Annotated in this window: 17 protein-coding genes and 1 pseudogene; 15 read left to right on the top strand and 3 right to left on the bottom strand. The window is 49.1% G+C overall.

Annotation, left to right across the window (positions count from 1 at the left end):
* Nucleotides 1-452: 452 nt before the first annotated feature.
* Together can and hemE are read right to left on the bottom strand one after the other, a co-directional pair.
* Nucleotides 453-1109 (bottom strand): carbonate dehydratase, encoded by a 657-nt coding sequence (gene can / locus LH51_RS04080; RefSeq protein ID WP_036520005.1) that lies wholly within the window; start codon nt 1107-1109, stop codon nt 453-455.
* A gap of 10 nt (nt 1110-1119) precedes the next feature.
* A complete protein-coding gene (gene hemE / locus LH51_RS04085) occupies nt 1120-2184 on the bottom strand; it encodes a uroporphyrinogen decarboxylase (RefSeq protein ID WP_036520007.1) in 1065 nt (354 codons plus the stop codon).
* Nucleotides 2185-2354: 170 nt separating this feature from the next.
* On the opposite strand from hemE, the gene LH51_RS04090 reads away from it, so the two are divergent.
* Together LH51_RS04090 and LH51_RS04095 are read left to right on the top strand one after the other, a co-directional pair.
* Nucleotides 2355-3140, top strand: coding sequence for an AraC family transcriptional regulator (locus LH51_RS04090; protein WP_036520009.1), 786 nt, complete (start codon nt 2355-2357; stop codon nt 3138-3140).
* Between the two features lie 31 nt (nt 3141-3171).
* Entirely contained in the window at nt 3172-4104 is a 933-nt protein-coding gene (locus tag LH51_RS04095; protein WP_036520012.1) for an ornithine cyclodeaminase family protein, read from the top strand.
* A gap of 8 nt (nt 4105-4112) precedes the next feature.
* Here LH51_RS04095 and proC read toward each other — a convergent pair whose 3' ends face one another.
* Complete coding sequence (gene proC, locus LH51_RS04100) at nt 4113-4943, bottom strand: pyrroline-5-carboxylate reductase (protein WP_235263503.1); 831 nt, start codon at nt 4941-4943, stop codon at nt 4113-4115.
* A 200-nt stretch (nt 4944-5143) separates the two neighbouring features.
* On the opposite strand from proC, the pseudogene putA reads away from it, so the two are divergent.
* The 13 genes and pseudogenes from putA (at nt 5144) to LH51_RS22130 (ending at nt 20681) form a co-directional block, all read left to right on the top strand.
* Nucleotides 5144-8262, top strand: a pseudogene (gene putA, locus LH51_RS24645) (bifunctional proline dehydrogenase/L-glutamate gamma-semialdehyde dehydrogenase PutA).
* Nucleotides 8262-8960, top strand: coding sequence for an aldehyde dehydrogenase family protein (locus LH51_RS04110; RefSeq protein ID WP_036520015.1), 699 nt, complete (start codon nt 8262-8264; stop codon nt 8958-8960). Before putA ends, LH51_RS04110 begins: the two are co-directional and overlap by 1 nt.
* 315 nt (nt 8961-9275) lie before the next feature.
* Complete coding sequence (locus LH51_RS04115; protein WP_144244170.1) at nt 9276-9635, top strand: helix-turn-helix transcriptional regulator; 360 nt, start codon at nt 9276-9278, stop codon at nt 9633-9635.
* A complete protein-coding gene (locus LH51_RS04120) occupies nt 9595-10911 on the top strand; it encodes a type II toxin-antitoxin system HipA family toxin (RefSeq protein ID WP_036520018.1) in 1317 nt (438 codons plus the stop codon). Before LH51_RS04115 ends, LH51_RS04120 begins: the two co-directional genes overlap by 41 nt.
* An 11-nt stretch (nt 10912-10922) precedes the next feature.
* On the top strand, nt 10923-11951 hold the full coding sequence (locus tag LH51_RS04125; protein ID WP_036520020.1) for a sensor histidine kinase: 1029 nt from the start codon (nt 10923-10925) through the stop codon (nt 11949-11951).
* Entirely contained in the window at nt 11932-12663 is a 732-nt protein-coding gene (locus LH51_RS04130; protein WP_036520022.1) for a LytR/AlgR family response regulator transcription factor, read from the top strand. The genes LH51_RS04125 and LH51_RS04130 overlap by 20 nt, the downstream gene beginning before the upstream one ends.
* Before the next feature lie 101 nt (nt 12664-12764).
* Nucleotides 12765-13262 carry a GspH/FimT family pseudopilin gene (locus tag LH51_RS04135; protein ID WP_036520024.1) on the top strand — a complete coding sequence of 166 codons (498 nt, stop codon included), beginning with the start codon at nt 12765-12767 and terminating at the stop codon, nt 13260-13262.
* A gap of 21 nt (nt 13263-13283) precedes the next feature.
* Complete coding sequence (gene pilV / locus LH51_RS04140) at nt 13284-13715, top strand: type IV pilus modification protein PilV (RefSeq protein WP_036520026.1); 432 nt, start codon at nt 13284-13286, stop codon at nt 13713-13715.
* Nucleotides 13712-14767: a PilW family protein gene (locus LH51_RS04145; RefSeq protein ID WP_052063428.1), complete on the top strand. Its 1056-nt coding sequence runs from the start codon at nt 13712-13714 to the stop codon at nt 14765-14767. The genes pilV and LH51_RS04145 overlap by 4 nt, the downstream gene beginning before the upstream one ends.
* A 16-nt stretch (nt 14768-14783) precedes the next feature.
* Nucleotides 14784-15236 carry a pilus assembly PilX family protein gene (locus tag LH51_RS18800; RefSeq protein WP_200881859.1) on the top strand — a complete coding sequence of 151 codons (453 nt, stop codon included), beginning with the start codon at nt 14784-14786 and terminating at the stop codon, nt 15234-15236.
* 29 nt (nt 15237-15265) lie between these two features.
* Nucleotides 15266-17488 carry a PA14 domain-containing protein gene (locus LH51_RS18805; RefSeq protein ID WP_081960652.1) on the top strand — a complete coding sequence of 741 codons (2223 nt, stop codon included), beginning with the start codon at nt 15266-15268 and terminating at the stop codon, nt 17486-17488.
* Nucleotides 17489-17781: 293 nt separating this feature from the next.
* On the top strand, nt 17782-20238 hold the full coding sequence (locus LH51_RS04155; RefSeq protein WP_052063431.1) for a pilus assembly protein: 2457 nt from the start codon (nt 17782-17784) through the stop codon (nt 20236-20238).
* A complete protein-coding gene (locus tag LH51_RS22130) occupies nt 20220-20681 on the top strand; it encodes a type IV pilin protein (protein ID WP_036520029.1) in 462 nt (153 codons plus the stop codon). The genes LH51_RS04155 and LH51_RS22130 overlap by 19 nt, the downstream gene beginning before the upstream one ends.
* The last annotated feature ends 188 nt before the right edge of the window (nt 20682-20869 follow it).

Here is a 20869-nt window from a genome sequence, read left to right on the forward strand (position 1 = left end):
CGATGCCTAATAGCGGCATCATTAATGAGACCGGATACACGTAGGCAGTCGTACCTTGGCTTCGATCAAACAAAGTGCTTGCAAAAGAGGAGGAGTCCATACACGCTTTTCGTCATCCTGACCGCTCCACTGCCGCCGTCCTGGCGGCAGACGGTCCCACCAAAACGATACCACTACCCTGCCCAAAGCCCTGTGCCAAATCCAAATGCACGACGGCATGGAATAAGACTGCATGCTTATCGTATATACCAAACTTTAAAAGAGGATGTTTACGGCGTTAATGTTGGCACCCAAGCTTGAGAGGGCTGATGGGATCGGATATGGCTGACCATCTGCCGCCAGGACGGCGGCAGCTGAGCCCCCATGGACGGGTTTACGGCGCGTCAGACAGGCTCGACCTTGTCCGCCCAACCCGACCTTATCCGCTCGCCCAACACCGGTATAACCAAACCTTATTCAGCCAACCTCCGAACCCGCTCCAGCGCACACTCATACTCTGCATCAACGTCATCATCACCGCTGACACAGAAATTCAAATCCGTGATCAAACCGTTCTGTAAGCCATAAATCCAACCATGCACAGTAACATCCTGTCCCCTGGCCCAGGCTTCACGCATCACCGTGGTGTTACACACATTTTCGGCCTGTTCGATAACGTTCAGTTCACACATACGATCAAACTGCGCCTCGTTTGCCTGCCACTCACCCACTAACTGGCGGTGTTTGTAATAGACATCACGAATATGCCCCAACCAGTTGTCGATCAAACCATTGGAGCGTGTATCCAGCGCTGCTTTAACGCCACCACAGCCATAATGACCTACCACCATCACGTGTTTAACTTTGAGCACCTGCACCGCGTACTGCAGCACCGACAGGCAATTCATATCGGTATGCACCACCAGATTGGATACATTACGATGCACAAACAGCTCACCCGGCAGCAGATCAACGATCTCATTGGCGGGTACACGGCTATCCGAACAACCGATCCACAGGTATTCAGGCGCCTGCTGCGCCGCCAGAGTCGGGAAAAAATCCGGTGACTCATTGCGGATACGCTCTGACCAGATCTGGTTTTTGTCAAATAAGGGTGACAGCTTTTTCATCCCTGATTCCTCATCGGTGATACTTGGCACTTAGCTCATGCACCGCATCAACAAACACGCCAGCACTGGCAGGGTCTACAAACTGATGAATACCATGCCCCAAATTGAAGACATGCCCATCACCTGGCCCGAAACGTTCCAGAATATCAGCCACTTCGGCACGAATGCGCTCAGGTGAGGCATACAACACTGAAGGGTCCATATTGCCCTGCAGCGCCACCTTATCCCCTACCCGACGACGTGCATCATCGATATTAGTGGTCCAATCCAGGCCCAGCGCATCCGCGCCAGCTTCAGCCATGGTTTCTAACCACTGACCACCGTTTTTAGTGAAGAGTATCACCGGTACTTTGCGGCCATCATGCTCACGGATCAGCCCATCGACGATCTGACGCATGTAACGCAGTGAAAACTCCATATACATTTGTGGGCTGAGCACGCCGCCCCAGGTATCAAAAATCTGGACTGCTTGAGCACCACTGCGAATCTGTTCATTCAGGTAGTCAGTCACTGACTGCGCCAGCTTGTCCAGCAGCTGATGCATCACTTCCGGTGTGGCATACATCATCTGTTTGATGTGGCGGAAATCCTTACTCGAACCGCCTTCAACCATATAAGTAGCCAGCGTCCAGGGGCTGCCGGAAAAACCGATCAAAGGAACCCGGCCATTCAATGCCGAACGAATGGTTTTTACCGCATTCATCACATAATCAAGATCGCTGGCCGCCTTGGGTATCGGCAAGGCTTCAACATCAGCGGCACTGCGAATGATTTTGCGAAAACGCGGGCCTTCGCCAGTTTCAAAATACAATCCAAGACCCATGGCATCCGGAATCGTGAGAATGTCAGAAAACAGAATGGCCGCATCCAGGTCATAGCGCTCCAGTGGCTGCAAGGTGACCTCGCAAGCCAGCTCAGCATTTTTGCACAGACTCATAAAATCACCAGCCTGTGCACGTGTGGCTTTATACTCTGGCAGATAACGACCTGCCTGGCGCATCATCCATACGGGTGTCATATCCACGGGCTCGCGCATTAGTGCACGGAGGAAGCGATCATTCTTGAGTTCGGCCATAACAACAGGGTCCTGTAGTCTACTGAAAATTTGTTGCGCGTATTGTAACCGGATTGAAAGAAAATTTCTGGCTGGATTGAAAGCCTATCGGCTAGTTTTTCAAGCTATGCTATTATGCAGCTAGCATAGAATGATTAAACTATAACCATCTAAGCAATAAGCGAGCATAATTGGTTAAACAGGCTGAAGTTATCAGCCTTCCAGAAAGTGCGGAGCACCATGACCATAACCACCATCAGTTGGTATTTGGCCTGGAGGGCGCAACAGAGTTCGATATTGCAGGGCATACCAAACCGGTAGGCTCGGGCATTGGCTGCCTGCTCCCCTGTGCAACCGACCATGCCTTTCGTGGCGTGGGTGACAACAGCATCGTGGTGCTTAATCTGGCACCTATCAACCCGGATCAACTACTACAACCGCGTATTGACGCCCTGTTCAACCAATCACGTTTTATTCACTGCAGCAGTGAGCTGCAAGTACTGATTGCCGCCCTCAGTCGTGAAATGCAAAAAAATCCGGATGACGCCCTGCTACAAAGTGCCTGCAGCAATGCCATTGTCTGCGCGCTGCAGCGCCACCTGGACCAACAACTGGCGGGCTATCACCGGGTGCGGTTGCCGGGCAAGATCAATATGGATGTTATCGATAACTACATCACCCTGCACATTGAACGCAAGATCCGTGTCAGCGAACTGGCCGGTTTAGTCTTTCTCAGTAGCAGCCAGTTTTTTGATCGCTTTCGTTTACAAACCGGTATGACTCCACAGCAGTACATTCTCAATAAGCGTCTCAAAGGGGCACAAGATGCGCTTACCCTGACAGATGACCCTTTAATTGAGATAGCCGGACGCTTCGGCTTTACCAACCAGAGCGCACTCACCCGCGCTTTCACTCAACACCTGAACATCTCCCCAGCACGCTACCGTAAATCACCCCCTTCTGCGATCCAGCCATAACACCCAACTCAAACACGACAAGGAACTGATGATGTCTACGCCTATCTATATCTCAGCCAAAGACGCCGATCAGGTACTGACCTGGACAGGCATGGTTACCGCCCTGAAACAGGCTCACATGACACCCGAACCCACCATTGCAGACCAGCATCTGAAAATGGACAAAGGCGGTATGCTCAACCGTGTCGCCTGGATTCCCGGCTTCGGCGTAGGTTTAAAAACAGTGTCGGTTTTCCCCGACAATCCTTCTCGTCCGGAGCCCTTGCCCACAGTTCAGGGCGTGTTTGTACTCTTTGATGATCAGGACGGCCAGGTAAAAGCTCTCATCGATGGTGCCACCATCACCCGCTGGAAAACCGTGGCCGACTCACTTCTGGGCGCCTCCTTGCTGGCACGACAAGACAGCGAAACCCTGCTGCTGGTCGGGGCTGGCACCATCGCTTCCACTCTGGCACAAGCCTACCCGCAGCTGTTTCCATCGATCAAACGTATTCTGGTGTGGAACCGCACCTTCAGTAACGCCGAAAAACTTGCCGCCAAAGTAGGTGGCACCGCCGTTGAGTCACTGCAGGAAGCAGTGCAACAAGCCGACATTATCAGCTCGGCGACCGTTAGCGTGGAACCTATCATTCAAGGCGAGTGGCTTAAACCCGGCACCCATCTGGATCTGATCGGCGCCTTCCGACCGGATATGCGTGAAGCTGATGATAAAGCCATGCAGGTCAGTCGCGTGTTTGTCGATTCGCGCAAAACCACCCTGGGCGAGATCGGCGAACTGATCAAGCCGATTGAATCCGGCGCCATCACCGAAGCCGATGTGCTGGCAGACCTCTATGATCTGGTGCGCGATGCCCCAGGACGCTTAAGCCCTGAAGATATCACTCTGTACAAGAATGGTGGCGGCGCACATTTGGATTTGATGACGGCGCAGTATATTTTGGATATGACATCCGCAAGCAGCTAAGCAACTCATCAACTCGCCAGTTCTTTCGCCAGCTCATCAGCCCGGTCAGCGCAGGCTTGCATGGCTTTAAGGAAGATCGCCTCCATACCGGCCTCCTCAAAGGTATGGATGGCTCGCTCGGTGGTGCCCTTGGGTGACATCACGTTACGTTTGAGCTGTGCCGGCTCCTCACCAGTTTCCTGGGCCATACGCACAGCACCCAATCCCGTCTGAAGGATTAGCCGACGCGCTGCATCTGCTGGCATGCCCAGTTCCACAGCGGCTTTTTCCATCATTTCAAAGATCATAAAGAAATACGCCGGACCACTGCCGGAAATTGCGGTGACCACATCCAGCAGTGACTCCTGCTCCACCCATTCCACCAACCCGACACCACTTAGGAGCTGATCGGCAAAGTCACGCTGCTCAGCCTGCACATTCGGTAATGCATACAAACCACTGGCGCCAGCACCCACCAGCGAGGGTGTATTCGGCATACAACGAATAACCGCGTGGCCACCACCCAACCAATTATTAAGGGTTTCAGCCTGCAAACCAGCCGCCACAGAGATAATTAACGGACGGCTACGGCTTACTTGCGTTGCTATTTCACGGCAAACTGACTGCATCACCTGAGGTTTTACCGCCAATACGATCACTTCTGCATCGGTAACAGCCTCCTGATTGTCGCTTGTGACATGGATCTGCAAACTGTGCTTTAATTTCTGCAGGTGATCAGCCTCTCGCGCTGTCGCCGTAATAGCATCAGCAGGATAGCCTTTTGCCAATAGACCTTTAAAAATGGCACCAGCCATATTCCCGGCCCCAATAAAGGTGATTTTTTTTGCGGGCATTTGCATTACAGGCTCCTACATCATTCAGGTTTTCCAAAGTGTAATGCCTGTGTGCAGACAACACCATCATTGACACCAGCATGACAGCCATAACAGGAGCATTCAAAAAAACATCCGGAGAATCCTGCAAGACGTGGGTGCATGCTTATACTTACAGTGGTGTCATGATAAAAATTATGCGTGAAGCCTAAACTGAGGACTGCACTATGTTCAAACCGCAAGATGTAATGGATCCTAACTGGATCAAGCAGCCCACGACAGAGCTCTGGAAAGCCATTTCACCACTTTATGCCATAGATGAAGACACCTGGCTGCGTGAACTCATGCCACTGGCTGAGCCCGATGAGCATGAACTCAAGGATGCCGAAGACAAAGCCACTGGCCTGATCGAACAGGTTCGTGCTGATGGCGACTCAATCCACATGATTGATGCGTTGTTGCTGGAATACAGCCTGGATACCAAAGAAGGCATTCTGCTGATGTGCCTGGCCGAAGCGCTGATGCGCGTACCCGATGCCGACACAGCCGATGCACTGATCCGCGACAAACTCAGCGTTGCCGACTGGAAAAAACACCTGCGCAACTCCGACTCACTACTGGTCAACGCCTCCACTTGGGGGTTATTGCTCACTGGTAAAGTCGTCACCCTGGATGAAAAGGAAGACGGCACGGCCAGCGGCGTCATTAACCGCCTGGTTAATCGCATGAGCGAACCGGTTATCCGCAAGGCGATGCAGCAGGCGATGAAAGTGATGGGGCACCAGTTTGTTCTGGGCCGTACCATCAATGAAGCGATGAAACGTGGCAGTGAATACCGCCAGAAGGGCTATACCTACTCCTTCGACATGCTCGGTGAAGCCGCACTGACCAGCAAAGATGCCAAAAAATACTTTGATGACTACATGAGCGCCATCGAGTACACAGGCAACTTTGTAGACAAAAAAGTACAGGGCCCACGCCCAAGCATCTCGATCAAACTCTCAGCACTGCACCCACGCTACGAAGTGGGTCAGGAAGAACGCGTTATGACCGAGTTGTTTGACAGTGTACTGCAACTGATCAAGAAAGCCCGCTCAGTGAATGTCGCCATCACCATCGATGCCGAAGAGATGGACCGCCTGGAGATATCGCTGCACCTGTTTGCTAAACTCTACCGTGATCCGGCCTGTCAGGGCTGGGGTGGTTTTGGCCTGGTGGTACAGGCTTATTCCAAACGTGCCCTCGCCGTTCTGGCCTGGCTGGCGGCACTGGCCAATGAGCAGGGCGACCTGATCCCGGTGCGCCTGGTCAAAGGCGCATACTGGGACACCGAGATTAAGCTGTGTCAGCAGAAAGGTCTGGATGGCTACCCGGTGTGGACCCGTAAAGAAGGCACCGACGTATCCTATCTGGCCTGTGCCCGATTCTTGTTGAGCGAGCAGATCAAAGGCTGATCTGGCCACAGTTTGCCAGCCACAATGCCCATACTGTGGCCAATATTATGACCCTGGCCAAGCACGATCAGTATGAATTCCAGCGCCTGCACGGCATGGGCGATGCGCTGTATGACCGTGTAGTCAAACAGGCCGGTGTCAGCGTACGTATCTATGCCCCGGTTGGCAGCCATAAAGACCTGCTGCCCTACCTGGTACGCCGCCTGCTGGAAAATGGTGCCAACAGCTCGTTCGTGCACCGTCTGGTTGATGCCCGCTGCCCGATCAGCGACCTGGTTCAGCACCCTTACGCCACACTGAGCCAGCGCAAAACCCTCAGCAACCCGCAGATTCCACTGCCGGTGGGTATCTTTGAGGATCGTGCTAACTCCTATAGCCCCAATATCGAAATTGAATCGCAATGGCTGCCATTCAGTAAAGACGTCCAACGCTTTACCACCCAGCAGTGGCAGGCACAGCCGTTTATTAATGGCGAAGCAGTTACTGACCTGCCCGGCCATGCTATCAAAGCACCACATGACAACCGCATCACTGTCGGTGAAGCTAAATTCGCTAACGCTGAGCTGGTGGATAAAGCTATCAGCGCAGCGCAGGAGGGCTATAGTGGCTGGAGCAACACCCCGGTTAAAACCCGCGCCGATGCCCTGCGTAAACTGGCTGATCTGCTGGAAGACAATCTGGCGGAACTCTGTGCTATCTGCCACATGGAAGCGGGCAAGACCATTCAGGATGCTATCGATGAAGTGCGTGAAGCGGTTGATTTCTGCCGCTATTACGCCAACCAGGCCGAACAGCATTGCAGTCGTCCAATCAGCCTCAGCCAGCTTGAAGGCGGTCAGACCCTCTGGCAACGTCAGGGCCGTGGCGTGTTTGTGTGCATCAGCCCCTGGAACTTCCCACTGGCAATCTTTTTAGGCCAGATCACTGCAGCACTGGCAGCAGGCAACAGCGTCATCGCCAAACCCGCGGAGCAAACCAGTCTGATTGCCAGCCGCGCCGCCGAGCTGATTTTTGCAGCCGGTATTCCGGGCAACGCCTTCTGCCTGCTACCCGGTGATGGCGCTGGTGTCGGTGCACCACTCACCAGCGATCCACGCATCAGCGGTGTCGCCTTTACCGGTTCAACTGAAACAGCTCAGCTGATTAACCGGGCACTGGCCAAGCGCGATACCGACCCGGTGCCATTTATTGCCGAAACCGGTGGTCAGAATGCCATGATCGTGGACTCCACCGCACTGCCTGAGCAGGTCGTCAACGATGCCGTACTATCAGGTTTCGCCTCAGCCGGTCAGCGCTGCTCAGCCCTGCGCATCCTCTGCGTGCAGGAAGATATTGCCGAGCGCATTATCGAACTGCTCAAAGGCGCCATGGCAGAACAGGTTGTGGGTGATCCACGCCTGCACAGCACCGATGTCGGCCCAGTAATTGATAAGGATGCACAAGCTGGACTGCTGGCACATATCGACAAGATGAAAGCGTCCACTAATTTCATCGCCCAGACGCCACTGCCAGCAGCCTGTGAGCACGGCACCTTTGTCCCACCCTCGGCATTTGAAATTCAATCTATTTCAGAGCTGGGACGTGAACAGTTTGGTCCGATTGTCCACCTGTTGCGCTATAAAGCCAGTCAACTGGACAAACTGATTGAGGATATCAATGCCACCGGCTATGGCTTAACCCTGGGCATTCACAGCCGCAACGAGCGCACCGCATCACATATCGAATCGCGCATTCGCGTAGGCAACTGCTACATCAACCGTAACCAGATAGGTGCCGCCGTGGGCGTGCAGCCATTTGGTGGCCAGGGACTTTCCGGTACCGGCCCTAAAGCAGGTGGCCCACACTACCTGATGCGTTACACCCAACTCACACCTGTTCAGGAGACTCACTGATGACCACAACAGTTTCTCGCATAAGTCAGGCTCAAGCCGCCTGGGAAGCCTGGAACCACCTGGGGTTCACCCAACGCAGTGAGCGCCTGAAAAAACTCGCCAGCGAACTGCCAGCACTACGCGATGCCAAAATTCAGGCGCTGCTGCGGCAGCTGCTTGATCGCAGCATCACCCTGGAACCGATTCAGGTGATGCCGGGGCCAACGGGAGAATCGAACGAACTCTACCTGAACGGTCGCGGGGTGGTGTTGGTCAGTGGTGATAACACAGCCACAGAGGTTGCCATGGTCGGACAGCTAATGACAGCTCTGGCCTGTGGCAACTGCGTATTACTGCAGTGGCCGGAACAGCAGGAATGGGCACGTAATCTGGTGGAAAAAGCCCACATGTTTGGCCTGCCAAAGGGTGCCATTCAATACCTGCCGGACACCGAACTGGAGCCATTACTGGCACTTGACGGCATTGCGGTTATTGCCGCCGTGTGTACGCCCGAGCAGGCGCGTGAGATTAACCGTCAACTGGCACAACGCAATGGCCTGCTGGTGCAACTGGTGACAGAAACCGATCCACAAACCTGCACCCACCTGCTGCAGCCCGATCACCTGCTGCGCTTTGTAACGGAGCGTACCCGTACCATCAACACCACCGCAGTGGGTGGTAATGCCACCTTGCTGGAGTTGGGAAGTACTGAGCTTTAAGTAGAAGTAATACGAGGGGCAGGTAAAACTGCTCCTTTTTTCTTAATCCCGCATGACCTCTTCTACAACCACTTTCCTCTGAAAACCTGATGCTTCTAGGTATATCCGATCGTTTATTTAATCCCAGCATGCCAGCAATCCTGATAGAAAAATAACCTATCGGTTATAAAATAGAGCACTGCTTTACAGATCAAGAAGTCTGACCCCTCGAAAGACCCCTCGAAAATCCCCCTTGAACAGAATTACCTACAATGTGCTATATTGATTACATTAACAACTATATATCTTAGTAATGTATCCATTTAGGTACTTATGATGCATAGAGAACAATCGGCTTCTGCAATTGCAGAGGAACTGGGTGAACGCCTGAAACAAGCGCGGCTAAACTGTGATCTGACCCAAACTGAAGTGGCTGAACGGGCGGGTATTGCGAGAAAAACCGTGTTGAATGCCGAAAAAGGCAGTGCTCAGCTAGAAAACTTCGTGGCGATCCTGCTTGCACTGGACCTAGCCGAACAATTGGATCTTTTCCTGCCCAAGCAGCCAATCTCACCCTTGCAACTCGCTAAATTACAAGGCAAAAAAAGGAAAAGGGCATCAGGCAACGTAAAAGCATCGAGGAGAATCTGCCAGAATGGTAATGGAGGTTATTCAGGTCACGTATCAACACGATGAGGTCGGTGCCGTCAGCTTCGACACCAGCACAGGTGTGGGAGCTTTTGAATATGACCCGAGTTTTATCCAAAAAGGCATCCAGCTATCCCCATTAAAAATGCCATTGGCAAAACAGATTTACAGCTTCCCTGAACTGAATTTCAACACCTTTAAAGGACTACCAGGACTCATTGCCGATTCACTGCCCGATGATTTTGGTAATGCCGTACTGAATGCTTGGGTTGCCGCTCATGGAAAATCACCTGACAACATCACACCACTGCAAAGATTACAGTTTACGGGCAAACGCGGTATGGGGGCGCTTGAGTATGCGCCTGCAACCCGAATGAAAAACCTGAATGCCTCTCAACAGGTTGAAATTGAATCACTCGTTGCTATCGCCCAAGAGATCCTTGATTCCCGCGACAACCTGAAGGTCGAACTGCATAAGGGTGGTCAGGAAGACCGTGAGGCGATGATGTCTTTGCTTTCTGTCGGCATGAGCGCAGGGGGTGCACGGCCCAAAGCGGTTCTCGCATTTAATCAAGACTTTAGCCAGGCTCGCTCCGGCCAAACCCAGATACCGGAAGACTACACCCACTACTTAATGAAGTTTGATGGCGTCAGTGAGCACAACAAAAACCAGGAAACCTTTGGCGACCCCTTGGGTTTTGGCACCATGGAATACGTCTATCATTTAATGGCGACAGAATGTGGTATCGACATGATGCCCTGCAAGCTACTTCCCGAAGGAAATCGTCGCCACTTTATCACGCAGCGATTTGACCGCTCAGGCAACCACAAGCTGCATGTTCAGACACTCAATGGACTGGCGCACATTGACTATAAAAAACCTGGCTCGTTTTCCTACGCGGAATTATTCAGCCTTGCACGTCAACTGAAATTACCCGTGCAGGATGCAGAGCAACTACTCAAAAGAATGGTATTCAACGTCATAGCCAGAAACCATGACGACCACGCCAAAAATTTCGCCTTTGTACTCAAAGACAAAACCTGGGCATTGGCACCCGCCTATGACTTAGCCTACAGCTACAAACCAGGCAGCAAGTGGATCAATCGTCACTGGATGAGCTTGAATGGGAAACGCGACAACTTCACTCGACAAGACTTCTACACTCTGGAAAAACTCAGCCCGGTATTCAATAAAAGCAAAATAAACGACATCATTGATGCAACAATACACAGTGTTTCAAAATGGCGACCACTGGCTAAAAGCCTTGACGTACCACGCTCACTGATAGATGAAGTAGAATCAAATTTAAGACTTGAAATCTAAAGGCTAAAACCATGCTTAACCTGCACACCGCTCACCCCGGCAACCCGCTATGCAGCAGCAAGCTGGTATTGCGTGCGACTGTGCTGGCGCAGGCGGTTGCAATTTTACTGGCGCTGGCGCCCGGTGCTGTGGAAGATCGCTGGTTCAGGCTGGGGCTGAGTACGCTGTTTGTGCAATGGGTGGCGCTGCTTACTCTGCTGCTGCTGTGTCAGCTACAAAAACGCCGCCCCAACATCACCCCGAAACAACTATCGGCCTGGGCCTTTGCCATACTGCTCAGCTGTACCACGTTGGTAAGCTTTGCTGCCTTTATACTACTCACCGAAAAAGGCTGGGAGCCGCAGGTCAACCTCAATCTGTTTATTCTGCACAACCTGCTGATCGCCATAGTGGTGGGCATTATCGGGCTGCAGTTCTATCTGATGCATCTGGAACGCAATCAGCGCATTGCTGCCCAGTCACGTGCGGAACTGGATGCCCTGCAAGCACGCATACGTCCACATTTTCTGTTCAATAGCCTGAATACAGCGGCCGAACTCACCCGGGAAGATCCGGAAGCAGCCGAAACCGCACTGTTAAACCTCTCCAGCCTGTTTCGTGCCGCCCTGAATGCCGGAGAAGCCTCTACACTCAAAGCCGAAATCAACCTGGCAAAAGCCTATATAGACCTGGAGCGCTGGCGTCTGGGTGATCGGCTATCGGTTAGCTGGGACCTGCCTGATCAACTACCTGACATCCCCTTACCCGCCCTCACACTCCAGCCACTGCTGGAAAATGCTGTAGGGCACGGTATTGAACGCACTACCACGGGCGGCAGTATTTCTGTCAGCCTGTTACAAAGCGAACACAATATTACCCTGCTAATCACCAATCCAGCCGGAGAAAAACCGGCTCGCCTGAAAGGCAATGGTATGGCCATCGACAATATTCGCAAACGCCTTGAACTCTTGTTAGGTGAACAAGCTAAACTGATAACAGGTACAATCGATAACCACTACCGCGTTAAACTGGTTATTCCTTATGCGCACACTGATCGTTGATGACGAACCCCTCGCCCGCTCCAGGCTAAAGCGCCTGCTGTTGGCGCATCCTGATTATATCTGCGTGGGTGAAGCCAGTAATGGTGAAGAAGCCCTGACTCAGGTAAAAGACCTGAAACCTGACCTGGTACTGCTGGATATCGAGATGCCTGGCGGTGACGGCCTAAGCGTTGCCGAACAACTCAATACACTGCAAATCCCACCGGCTATTATTTTTGTAACTGCACACCCGGAACATGCATTGGATGCCTATCGGGTCAGCCCGGCTGACTACCTGCTAAAACCTGTAGATCCAGAGCGACTTGCCGCCGCCCTCTCCCACCTGGGCACACACACACGCGCACATCTGGAAAGAAATGAAGAGCTGAATCCCTGGATCAGTTACCAGATAGGCAACAGCCTGCGGCGTATTCGTTTTGACAAAGTGCAGTACTTTATGGCGGAAGATAAGGTGGTAAAGATGGTGTTTGATGGCGGGGAAGCGATAGTGGAGCTGAGCCTGAAGCAGATAGAGCAGCATTACGGGCTGCTCGTCTTGAGAGTGCACAGAAACTGTGTTCTGAATAAGTCACGCATGAACGGTATCAAAAAAGACGCTTATTCCAGTTATTTCGCAGAAATTTCTGGGACATCAGATAAAGTTGAAATTAGCCGCCGGATGGTTTCCCAACTCAAACGTGATTACCATTTATCCGAAGTTTCTGACCGTTGAGCACAAAAGTACTTTTCACTAACTTCAACACCACTTAAGCTTACTCCAGAGCATAGTGAACCAAATTTGGCGGTTTAAAACTCATCTGACGAATATAAATTATGAAGCACAAGTCATCCGGCGTAACCTTGATTGAACTACTTGTAGCCATAGCAGTGTTGGCTATTTTGCTGAGCCTTGGGGTACCAAGCTTTAATAACCTCATTCAGAACAGCCGCTCCACCGCATTAGCCAATGAAATTGTGACTGCATTCAATTTGGCAAGATCTGAAGCAGTCAGGAGAGCTCAGGATATTACAGTTTGTGCCAGTACCGACGAGGCAAGCTGCAATGGCGTTTGGGATGGAACCAATGGCTGGATAGTAATACCAAGTCAAGCCGGAGCCACGCCACTAAGAGTCTGGGACGCACCACCTGCCAGTGCTGTTATAGTCCAAGCAGGTGCTGCTGGGAGCATCACTTTTGATGCCTTGGGTGAGCTCAGTAGCGGCGCAACAACTTTGTCGACGCGATTTACAGGTTGCACAGGTGTTCAAGCCAGGTCTATTGACATAAACGCCAGTGGTCGAATAAACACCAGAAGAGTTAACTGCCCCTAATATGCATATGAATGAAAAAATATGATGAACACATTTAACAGCAGATATCAGAAGGGTGTATCCCTTATAGAAATACTCATTGCCTTGGTCATACTCTCTGTTGGCTTACTGGGTATGGCTGGCTTGCAAGCACGCACACTGTCCTTGAATCACAGTGCTTATCAAAGAACACAGGCCGTCAATCTATCTTACGATATGGCAGACAGAATGCGTGCCAACCGGCGTGCTGCTCTGGATGGTGATTATCAAATAGCCTTAGCTACTGCAAACCCCACAGGCAACTCAGTACCGGATCAAGATCTACGTGAGTGGCGGCAAATCATACAAGCTACCCTGCCATCGGGAAATAGCAGTGTGGCGATGAACGGCGACACTGTAACAATCATCCTACAGTGGGATGACAGTCGTGGCGCAGAAGGCCTGCAATCTTTTGAAATGGTCACAGAATTATGAGATTTAATCATTATCTCCCAAAGACAAAACTACATCAGAGCGGTTTATCGCTAATCGAACTGATGATTGCCATGGTGCTGGGCCTGTTAATACTGGCTGGTGTCATCCAGGTGTTTGCATCGACACAACAAGCCTATCGCACCCAGGAAGCTATGTCGCGAATCCAGGAAAGTGGTCGTTACGCCACTGAAGTGTTAAGCCGCAATATTCGTCAGGCAGGTTATAAAGGAGGCTGTGCAACAAATATAGATATTAACATTCTGCTGGATGAAACCCATAGTGACTATGATTCGGCCATACATACATTAGGCACTGGTTTGGAAGGATGGAATAATGGGTCAGGCACTTATGCAGCCAGCATGGGCGGATATATTCCCAATACAGATGTACTATTGGTAAAGCATGCAGCAACACTATCTGGGGTCACAGCTAAAGATCATACCAACGCAAATGCATCTGCTATTCCTTTAACAGATACTAGTAATATAGAACAAGGGCAAATCATCATGGTGGCCGAGGAGGATGCTTGTGATATTTTTCAAAACTCAAATGATGCCAATGCAAAATCTCTAAACCGAGCTAGTCCTGGGGGGATGGTACCTGGCAACAAATCTCCAGCCGCCTCCAACCTATTCAGCAAAGCCTATACAAGTAATATGCGCATTATGCTGTTCCAAAGTGACCTTTACTATATAGGCGCCAGCATCGATCCAAACAATACGGCACTTAGAAGAATACGTTTTGGCGGTTCCGGAGCAGCTGTAGACGAAGAGCTAGTCGATAATATCATTGATATGCAGATCCGCTATGGCGTAGATACAAATGACGACAGACGCGTTGATAATTATGTTACTGCAAATAATGTGGCTGATTGGGATGACGTAGTCGCTGTAAGAGTCAGTCTATTGGCACGTAGCGAACATGCCAACATTTTACCCAATAATATGACAGGTATTCCTTTTGATGGGGGCACATTTAATGCCCCAGCCGGTGATCGAAGAATGTATCAGGCATTCAATACAACAATTGGTGTACGCAATAAACTTCCATGAGTAGCACATAATGGTGATGAAACAACAAACAGGCAGCGCGCTTATAGTCAGTTTACTCTTTCTGCTGATACTGACTATTTTAGGTGTGGCGGGTATTCAAACGACATCCATGCAGGAACGCATGTCCGGCAATATGCGTGACCGCAATATGGCCTTTCAGGCGGCGGAAGGCGCCCTTCGTGGCGGAGAAGAGTATGTGCGTGATAACTCAGATAATGAATCACTGTTTGAAGGAAAGGACCTGGCGGATCCGGCAAGCTGGGATGGAACTAATGGCACGGAACATACAGTAAGCGACAAGCTGTCTGATGATCCAAAATATTTTGTTAGTGAACCTGGGCTGTATCGTGTTAACCCAGGTGAGTTACCCGCTGAGTTCCATAATATTTTCCCGGTAAACGCAATAGGCTGGGGCGGCACAAACCTAACCTCTGTCGTTGTTGAGACAAGGTTTAGACCCGTTCAGTAATATTAAAAGCTGAAAATTAGGTGATTAAAATGAATATTTACCAAAAAAATTACAAAGCATCTTTAAAAACAGCTTTTATATTGACTTGTCTTATATTGAGCAGCTACACGCTAGCCAACGTAGATATTTCACCCGTCCCCCTTTCAGTTAGAGGAGAGGCGGTTCCTCCCTTAAATATGATTGTAATGGGGCGTGATCACACACTCTATTATGAAGCTTACAATGATGCCTCTGACCTCAATGGTGACGGAGAGCTGAACATAGGTTATGAGCCGGATAAGGTTGATTATTATGGCTATTTTGATTCAGATCTATGTTACTCATACGCTAGCAATCAATTTAAGGCCTCAGCAGATGCAAACAATAAAATGTGCAGCAGCGGCTGGAGTGGCGACTTTCTGAATTATATCACCACAGCCAGAATAGACGCCCTCAGGAAAGTGCTTTACGGAGGTAATCGTGTAACGGATACAGACGCTAAAACCGTTCTTGAAAGAAGCTATATTCCTCAAGATGCACACAGTTGGGGTAAAGAATACAGAAGTATCGAGCATGATGGCTATGATATAAGGAATTATACGCCTCTTAGTTTACCCTCATCTGGTACTCGTCACTTATTCGCAAACACAACTCTACTGAAAGATGATGTATTAACTCCCTATAAAGATGCCAACATGGAACCTCTAATGCGTGTGCTAACAAACTCACGCTTTCGCATTTGGGAATGGGTCGCTATTGAGCGTCATGTAGCAGGCTCCCGGTGTATTCATGGAGGAAATAACAACAATCCTTGTGTTTATAGTGCAACGAACTTACCTACGTCCAATGCCAACAGCCATCAAGATTTTTTACTCATGCGTGAGGCATTAACTGATTTTCAATGTGGCAGTGATTACATAGCTGGTGGAAACATAAATACCTCCGGATCAGATAACAACCCATTTACTGTACCCAGTAATTGTGGTCATAGTTATTACCTCACAAATATAACAGGTCAATTTAATGCGCAACAGACTGGTACTTATGAATTCGCTGTAAACGGCGATGATGCAGTTGAATTTGAAATCAATGGAGTAGTAGTTTCACACTGGTATGGTGGGCATGGTGCAAGCAACAATCTTGTTAATAGTTTAAATAACAATGACACTGTTTCAATGGAAGTCGGCAGCATTGAACTATCACAAGGCTGGCACAATTTTACCTTTAGACATGAAGAACAAACTGGCGGTGATAACTGGCAATTACTGGTTAAGCGACCAGGACAAAGCTGGGAAATTGTACCCAGCTCGCTGCTTCGCGCCAGTGAAACTGATACATCAAAAGGTCCTGTGATTACAACCTGGACCAAAGAAGCAACCGTTCCTGCATCAAGCATGAGTGATTATGTTGTCAGGGTAGAGGTTTGTGACACTGATCATTTAGAAGAAAACTGCCAACAATACCCTGAAGAAAATTATAAACCAGTGGGTTTACTCCAGGACTTCGGTAAAAATGACCAAATGCTGTTTGGCCTCATAACCGGCTCTTATACACATCCTTACAACATGAGGGGTGGTCTGCTGAGAAAAAATATTGATAGTATTTCTGATGAAATAGATCCGGCAACAGGGGTTTTCACTACGACCAGTGGCATCATTGACAGCATTAGCAAGCTTAGAGTAGTTGATTTTGATGCTGGCAGTAATTACCAATACAAAGGGGGCTGGCTGACTGACAAGCCCATGTCTGACTCTAGTACAAAATTTCCAGACTGGGGTAATCCAGTTGCTGAAATGCTGTATGAAAGTTTGAGATATTTTACCGGAGAAGATACGGCAACTTCACAGTTTTCTCCAACTCTGGATAATAAGCGTGAAAAAGTTACCCTTCGGCATCATTCAGGCACCAACCATATGTTCCTACCAGCGCCTGACTGGATTGATCCATATGAAGACCGTCTATGGTGCACCCCTTCTGCCCAGTTAATCATCAGCGATGTTAACCCTTCATATGACACAGAGTTTTTACCTGGCAGCAGCTTTAATAGTGGCTTTTCTGGCGACCTTCCAAGCGGAGTCAGTCTTAATGTCACCACAGAAGCAGATGCTGTTTGGAGTAAGGAATATGGTAGCAATGGACTACACTTTATTGGTGAGTCAGGTAGCCTGAGTGATGGTGTACCCACGGCCAAAACAGTTACCGGTTTTGGTAATATCAGAGGCCTGAGTCCAGCTGAACCAACCAAAGAGGGGGGTATTACTCAGCAGCTATAACACATTTCGCATATAACAATGATATACGGACTGATTTACCTAATACACAGAACATTAATACTTTTTCTGTTGCGCTTGCATCTCCCTTACCAGAAATTGAAATACCTGTTGACGGCAAAATCGTTACAATAATTCCCTTTGGTAAATCTGTTGGGCAAGATAGTAATAGTTGGGCATCCAACTCCTTCCAACCAACGAATACTATTGTTGATTTTTTTGTAGAGAAGTTTGAACCAGGTCACTATATTTTCAGAATCAATTTTGAAGATGTTGAGCAAGGTGCTGACCATGACATGGATGCTATCGTTCGATACGACATTAAAGTCAATAACGATAACACTATTACCGTAACCTTAGATTCTGAATATGCTGCTGGTGGTATTATTCACCATATGGGTTATGTTATTTCAGGTACTGATAAAGATGGTGTCTATTTGGAAGTTCGTGACAGAGCCACCTCAGCTGGAAATGATCCTTGGTTCCCTATGGATACTCCTCCTGGATTTGAAATAGGTGACTGTTACGGCTCCTCTCGTCCGTCAGCGTGCTCTGAAAAACCATCACTTCCACTATTTGCCACTAGAACCTTTACTCCCAGCTCAACCTCTACAGCCACGCTTCTCAACGATCCGCTTTGGTATGCCGCAAAATATGGTTCAGCGGGCTCAGAAGAGCTGTCAACCGGTGAAACTTCACCCAATTACTTCTTAGTCACTAATGCTTCAAACCTGAAACAGCAATTAACATCAGCATTTGAAGCCATACTTGTTTTGGGTGAGCCCTCAACAACTGCCGCTGCAGTAAGTTCAGGATCGCTCAGAACAGGCACACTTGCCTATACAGCCGGTTTCCGCCCAGAAGACTGGTCAGGACAACTGAAGGCATATGAATTAAATACCGATGGTACCGTTGGTTCGCTGGTTTGGGATGCTGAAAGCAAGCTGCGTGCTACGATACAAGCAAATCTGAGTCGTAATATTTTTACAACCAAACTAGTTGATGATGTACAAACAGCAGTTGAGTTTGAATTTGATCAACTCAGTGCAACACAACAAGGCGCTTTAAATAAAGACTTAAGTAATGTCGCTGATGGACTGGGCGCTGAACGTGTATCCTGGCTGCATGGCAATGATTCAGCTCATAGCAGTTTTAGAAGTCGTGAAGCGCCTGGTGGACAACGCCCTCTTGGCTCAATCATTAACTCAGACCCGCAATTTATGGGCAAACAGAACTTTGGTTTTAGCTTTTTACCTGTCGATGCATCAACTTCTTATAAAAGCTACAGAAATTCAACAAATTACTCTGGAAGGCCAAATGTTTTGTTTGTAGGTACAAACTCAGGCTTTGTGCATGCATTTAATGCCAGCGACGATACGACAGACGGGGGTAAAGAATTGTTTGCTTACATCCCGAAAGAGTTAATTGAACCTGAATCCACCACTGGCTCTGCGGCGAAAGTAAACCGTTTAATGGATACAGAGTATGTCGACAAACATCAGTATATGGTTGACGGCACTGTTGCCGTTACGGATGCCTATTTTCAAGCAGCGGGAGAATCTGCAGCCAAATGGCGTACCATTGCTGTTGGCAGCATGGGTGCGGGAGGAAAGAGTATTTTTGCACTGGATGTGAGTGATCCGGAAAACTTCAGTGCTTCCGATGTGTTATGGGAGTTTCAAGATGTGGACTTAGGTTATGGGGTAACTCATCCCCAACTAGGCTGTATTGTTTCGGGAACCTCTTGTCGTTGGGTAGCGATATTTGGCAATGGTTATAACAGTGCTTCAAATCGTGCCATGCTATACGTTGTTGATTTAAAAGATGGGACACTAATTGAAAAACTTAATACGGGTATTGGCAGTGCCGCATCGCCTAACGGTATGGCGCCTGCTTCAATTTCAGATTGGCCAAGTAACGATCTGGCTATCAACCATGTGTTTGCGGGTGACTTACAGGGCAACGTTTGGAGGTTTGATCTTTCAGGAAATCAAAACCAGTGGAAAAACAATATAGATAAAGTTTTTACTGCTACAGATCCAGATGGTATGGCTCAACCCATCACCTCACAGATAGTTATAGCAGCAAAACCAAACGCCAGTTCGACTATGATGCTGTTGTTTGGTACCGGTAGCTATTTCCGTAACACAGATGGAGATGCAGACTATCAGGTTCAGACTTTATATGGACTTGAGCAAACCACTTCCAGCAGTACAACAATACTTAAAAGCCAACTACTTGAGCAGGAAATAACCTGGGTTGATTCGGCCGGAGGCTATCAGTCAACCAGCACCAACTCAGTGGGCGCCACTCAAGTTTATAAAGGATGGTATTTAGACCTGGCTGTTGAGGGCGTATCAGATGGTGAACGTGTTATTAACAAACCCACCATCATCCCGGGTATTCGCAGGGATCGGGTACTCTTCACGTCCATGGCACCCGCTACAGATCCCTGCATTGGTGGTGTCGAAGGTCGCTACACTGACCTAATGATAGATACAGGTGATAGAAATACATCGTCAGTATTTGATCTTAATCAAGACGGCAAAATTGATGCTGGTGACATAGTGGACGGGGAAGTTGTCAGCCGTGTAACAGGAAGTTCACATACGGGTGAGTCTGCAACCATAGTCACTGATGAAGCAGGACGAGCCTTTGCACTTGAAGGCGGATTAGAAGAAGATGAAGACCTCACTGAGATACTTGGCACTGGACAACAATTCGGAAGACAATCATGGCAGCAACTGAGATGAGTTTATACAATCACCCAAAAAAATCGTTCTTTCATAGAGGTTTTAGCCTGATCGAACTTATGATAGTTGTTGCAATCGTAGCGATTTTGGCTTCGATTGCCTATCCATCCTATCAAAACAGCATTATTAAAACCCGAAGAGGTAATGCAACGGCTTGTCTGCTTGAGATGTCGCAATTCCTCGAGCGTTATTACACAGCGAACCTTAGATACAATTCAGCCGACACAACCGTCAATCCACATCCAGACCCGACAGCTTTGGGTTGCACCTCTGAGAATGATATAGATGATTTTTATACTTTCGCAGTAGCGAATCTTGCTCAAAATAGTTATCAGTTAAGTGCAACACCTGTTGCCGGGAGCCAACAGTCGAGTGACAGCTGTGCAACGCTAACACTCAACAATATTGGACAAAAAGGTGCAACCGGTGCGAACTGCTGGTAATCATGGATAGATATAGAAAGCAGATAGTTATTATTCAACTATCTGCTTTCTAACTATTTATACTTGTAAATAATCCAATATCCCCTCGGCCGCCTTGCGTCTTCATCGATGGGCGGTTACCACCAAATCTGAACCTCTGACCATATCACCACCGGCAAACACCTTGGCATGGGTGGTCTGGAAGGCGA

It is taken from the genome of Nitrincola sp. A-D6, assembly GCF_000764495.1.
Lineage (GTDB): Bacteria > Pseudomonadota > Gammaproteobacteria > Pseudomonadales > Balneatricaceae > Nitrincola.

What these genes read in the sequence shown, in the direction of transcription:
- can (WP_036520005.1), bottom strand. Translation starts at nt 1,109, where the DNA reads ATGAAAAAGCTGTCACCCTTATTTGACAAAAACCAGATCTGGTCAGAG.
- hemE (WP_036520007.1), bottom strand. Translation starts at nt 2,184, where the DNA reads ATGGCCGAACTCAAGAATGATCGCTTCCTCCGTGCACTAATGCGCGAG.
- LH51_RS04095 (WP_036520012.1), top strand. Translation starts at nt 3,172, where the DNA reads ATGTCTACGCCTATCTATATCTCAGCCAAAGACGCCGATCAGGTACTG.
- proC (WP_235263503.1), bottom strand. Translation starts at nt 4,943, where the DNA reads ATGCAAATGCCCGCAAAAAAAATCACCTTTATTGGGGCCGGGAATATG.
- LH51_RS04110 (WP_036520015.1), top strand. Translation starts at nt 8,262, where the DNA reads ATGACCACAACAGTTTCTCGCATAAGTCAGGCTCAAGCCGCCTGGGAA.
- LH51_RS04115 (WP_144244170.1), top strand. Translation starts at nt 9,276, where the DNA reads ATGCATAGAGAACAATCGGCTTCTGCAATTGCAGAGGAACTGGGTGAA.
- LH51_RS04120 (WP_036520018.1), top strand. Translation starts at nt 9,595, where the DNA reads ATGGTAATGGAGGTTATTCAGGTCACGTATCAACACGATGAGGTCGGT.
- LH51_RS04125 (WP_036520020.1), top strand. Translation starts at nt 10,923, where the DNA reads ATGCTTAACCTGCACACCGCTCACCCCGGCAACCCGCTATGCAGCAGC.
- LH51_RS04130 (WP_036520022.1), top strand. Translation starts at nt 11,932, where the DNA reads ATGCGCACACTGATCGTTGATGACGAACCCCTCGCCCGCTCCAGGCTA.
- LH51_RS04135 (WP_036520024.1), top strand. Translation starts at nt 12,765, where the DNA reads ATGAAGCACAAGTCATCCGGCGTAACCTTGATTGAACTACTTGTAGCC.
- pilV (WP_036520026.1), top strand. Translation starts at nt 13,284, where the DNA reads ATGATGAACACATTTAACAGCAGATATCAGAAGGGTGTATCCCTTATA.
- LH51_RS04145 (WP_052063428.1), top strand. Translation starts at nt 13,712, where the DNA reads ATGAGATTTAATCATTATCTCCCAAAGACAAAACTACATCAGAGCGGT.
- LH51_RS18800 (WP_200881859.1), top strand. Translation starts at nt 14,784, where the DNA reads ATGAAACAACAAACAGGCAGCGCGCTTATAGTCAGTTTACTCTTTCTG.
- LH51_RS18805 (WP_081960652.1), top strand. Translation starts at nt 15,266, where the DNA reads ATGAATATTTACCAAAAAAATTACAAAGCATCTTTAAAAACAGCTTTT.
- LH51_RS04155 (WP_052063431.1), top strand. Translation starts at nt 17,782, where the DNA reads ATGGATGCTATCGTTCGATACGACATTAAAGTCAATAACGATAACACT.
- LH51_RS22130 (WP_036520029.1), top strand. Translation starts at nt 20,220, where the DNA reads ATGGCAGCAACTGAGATGAGTTTATACAATCACCCAAAAAAATCGTTC.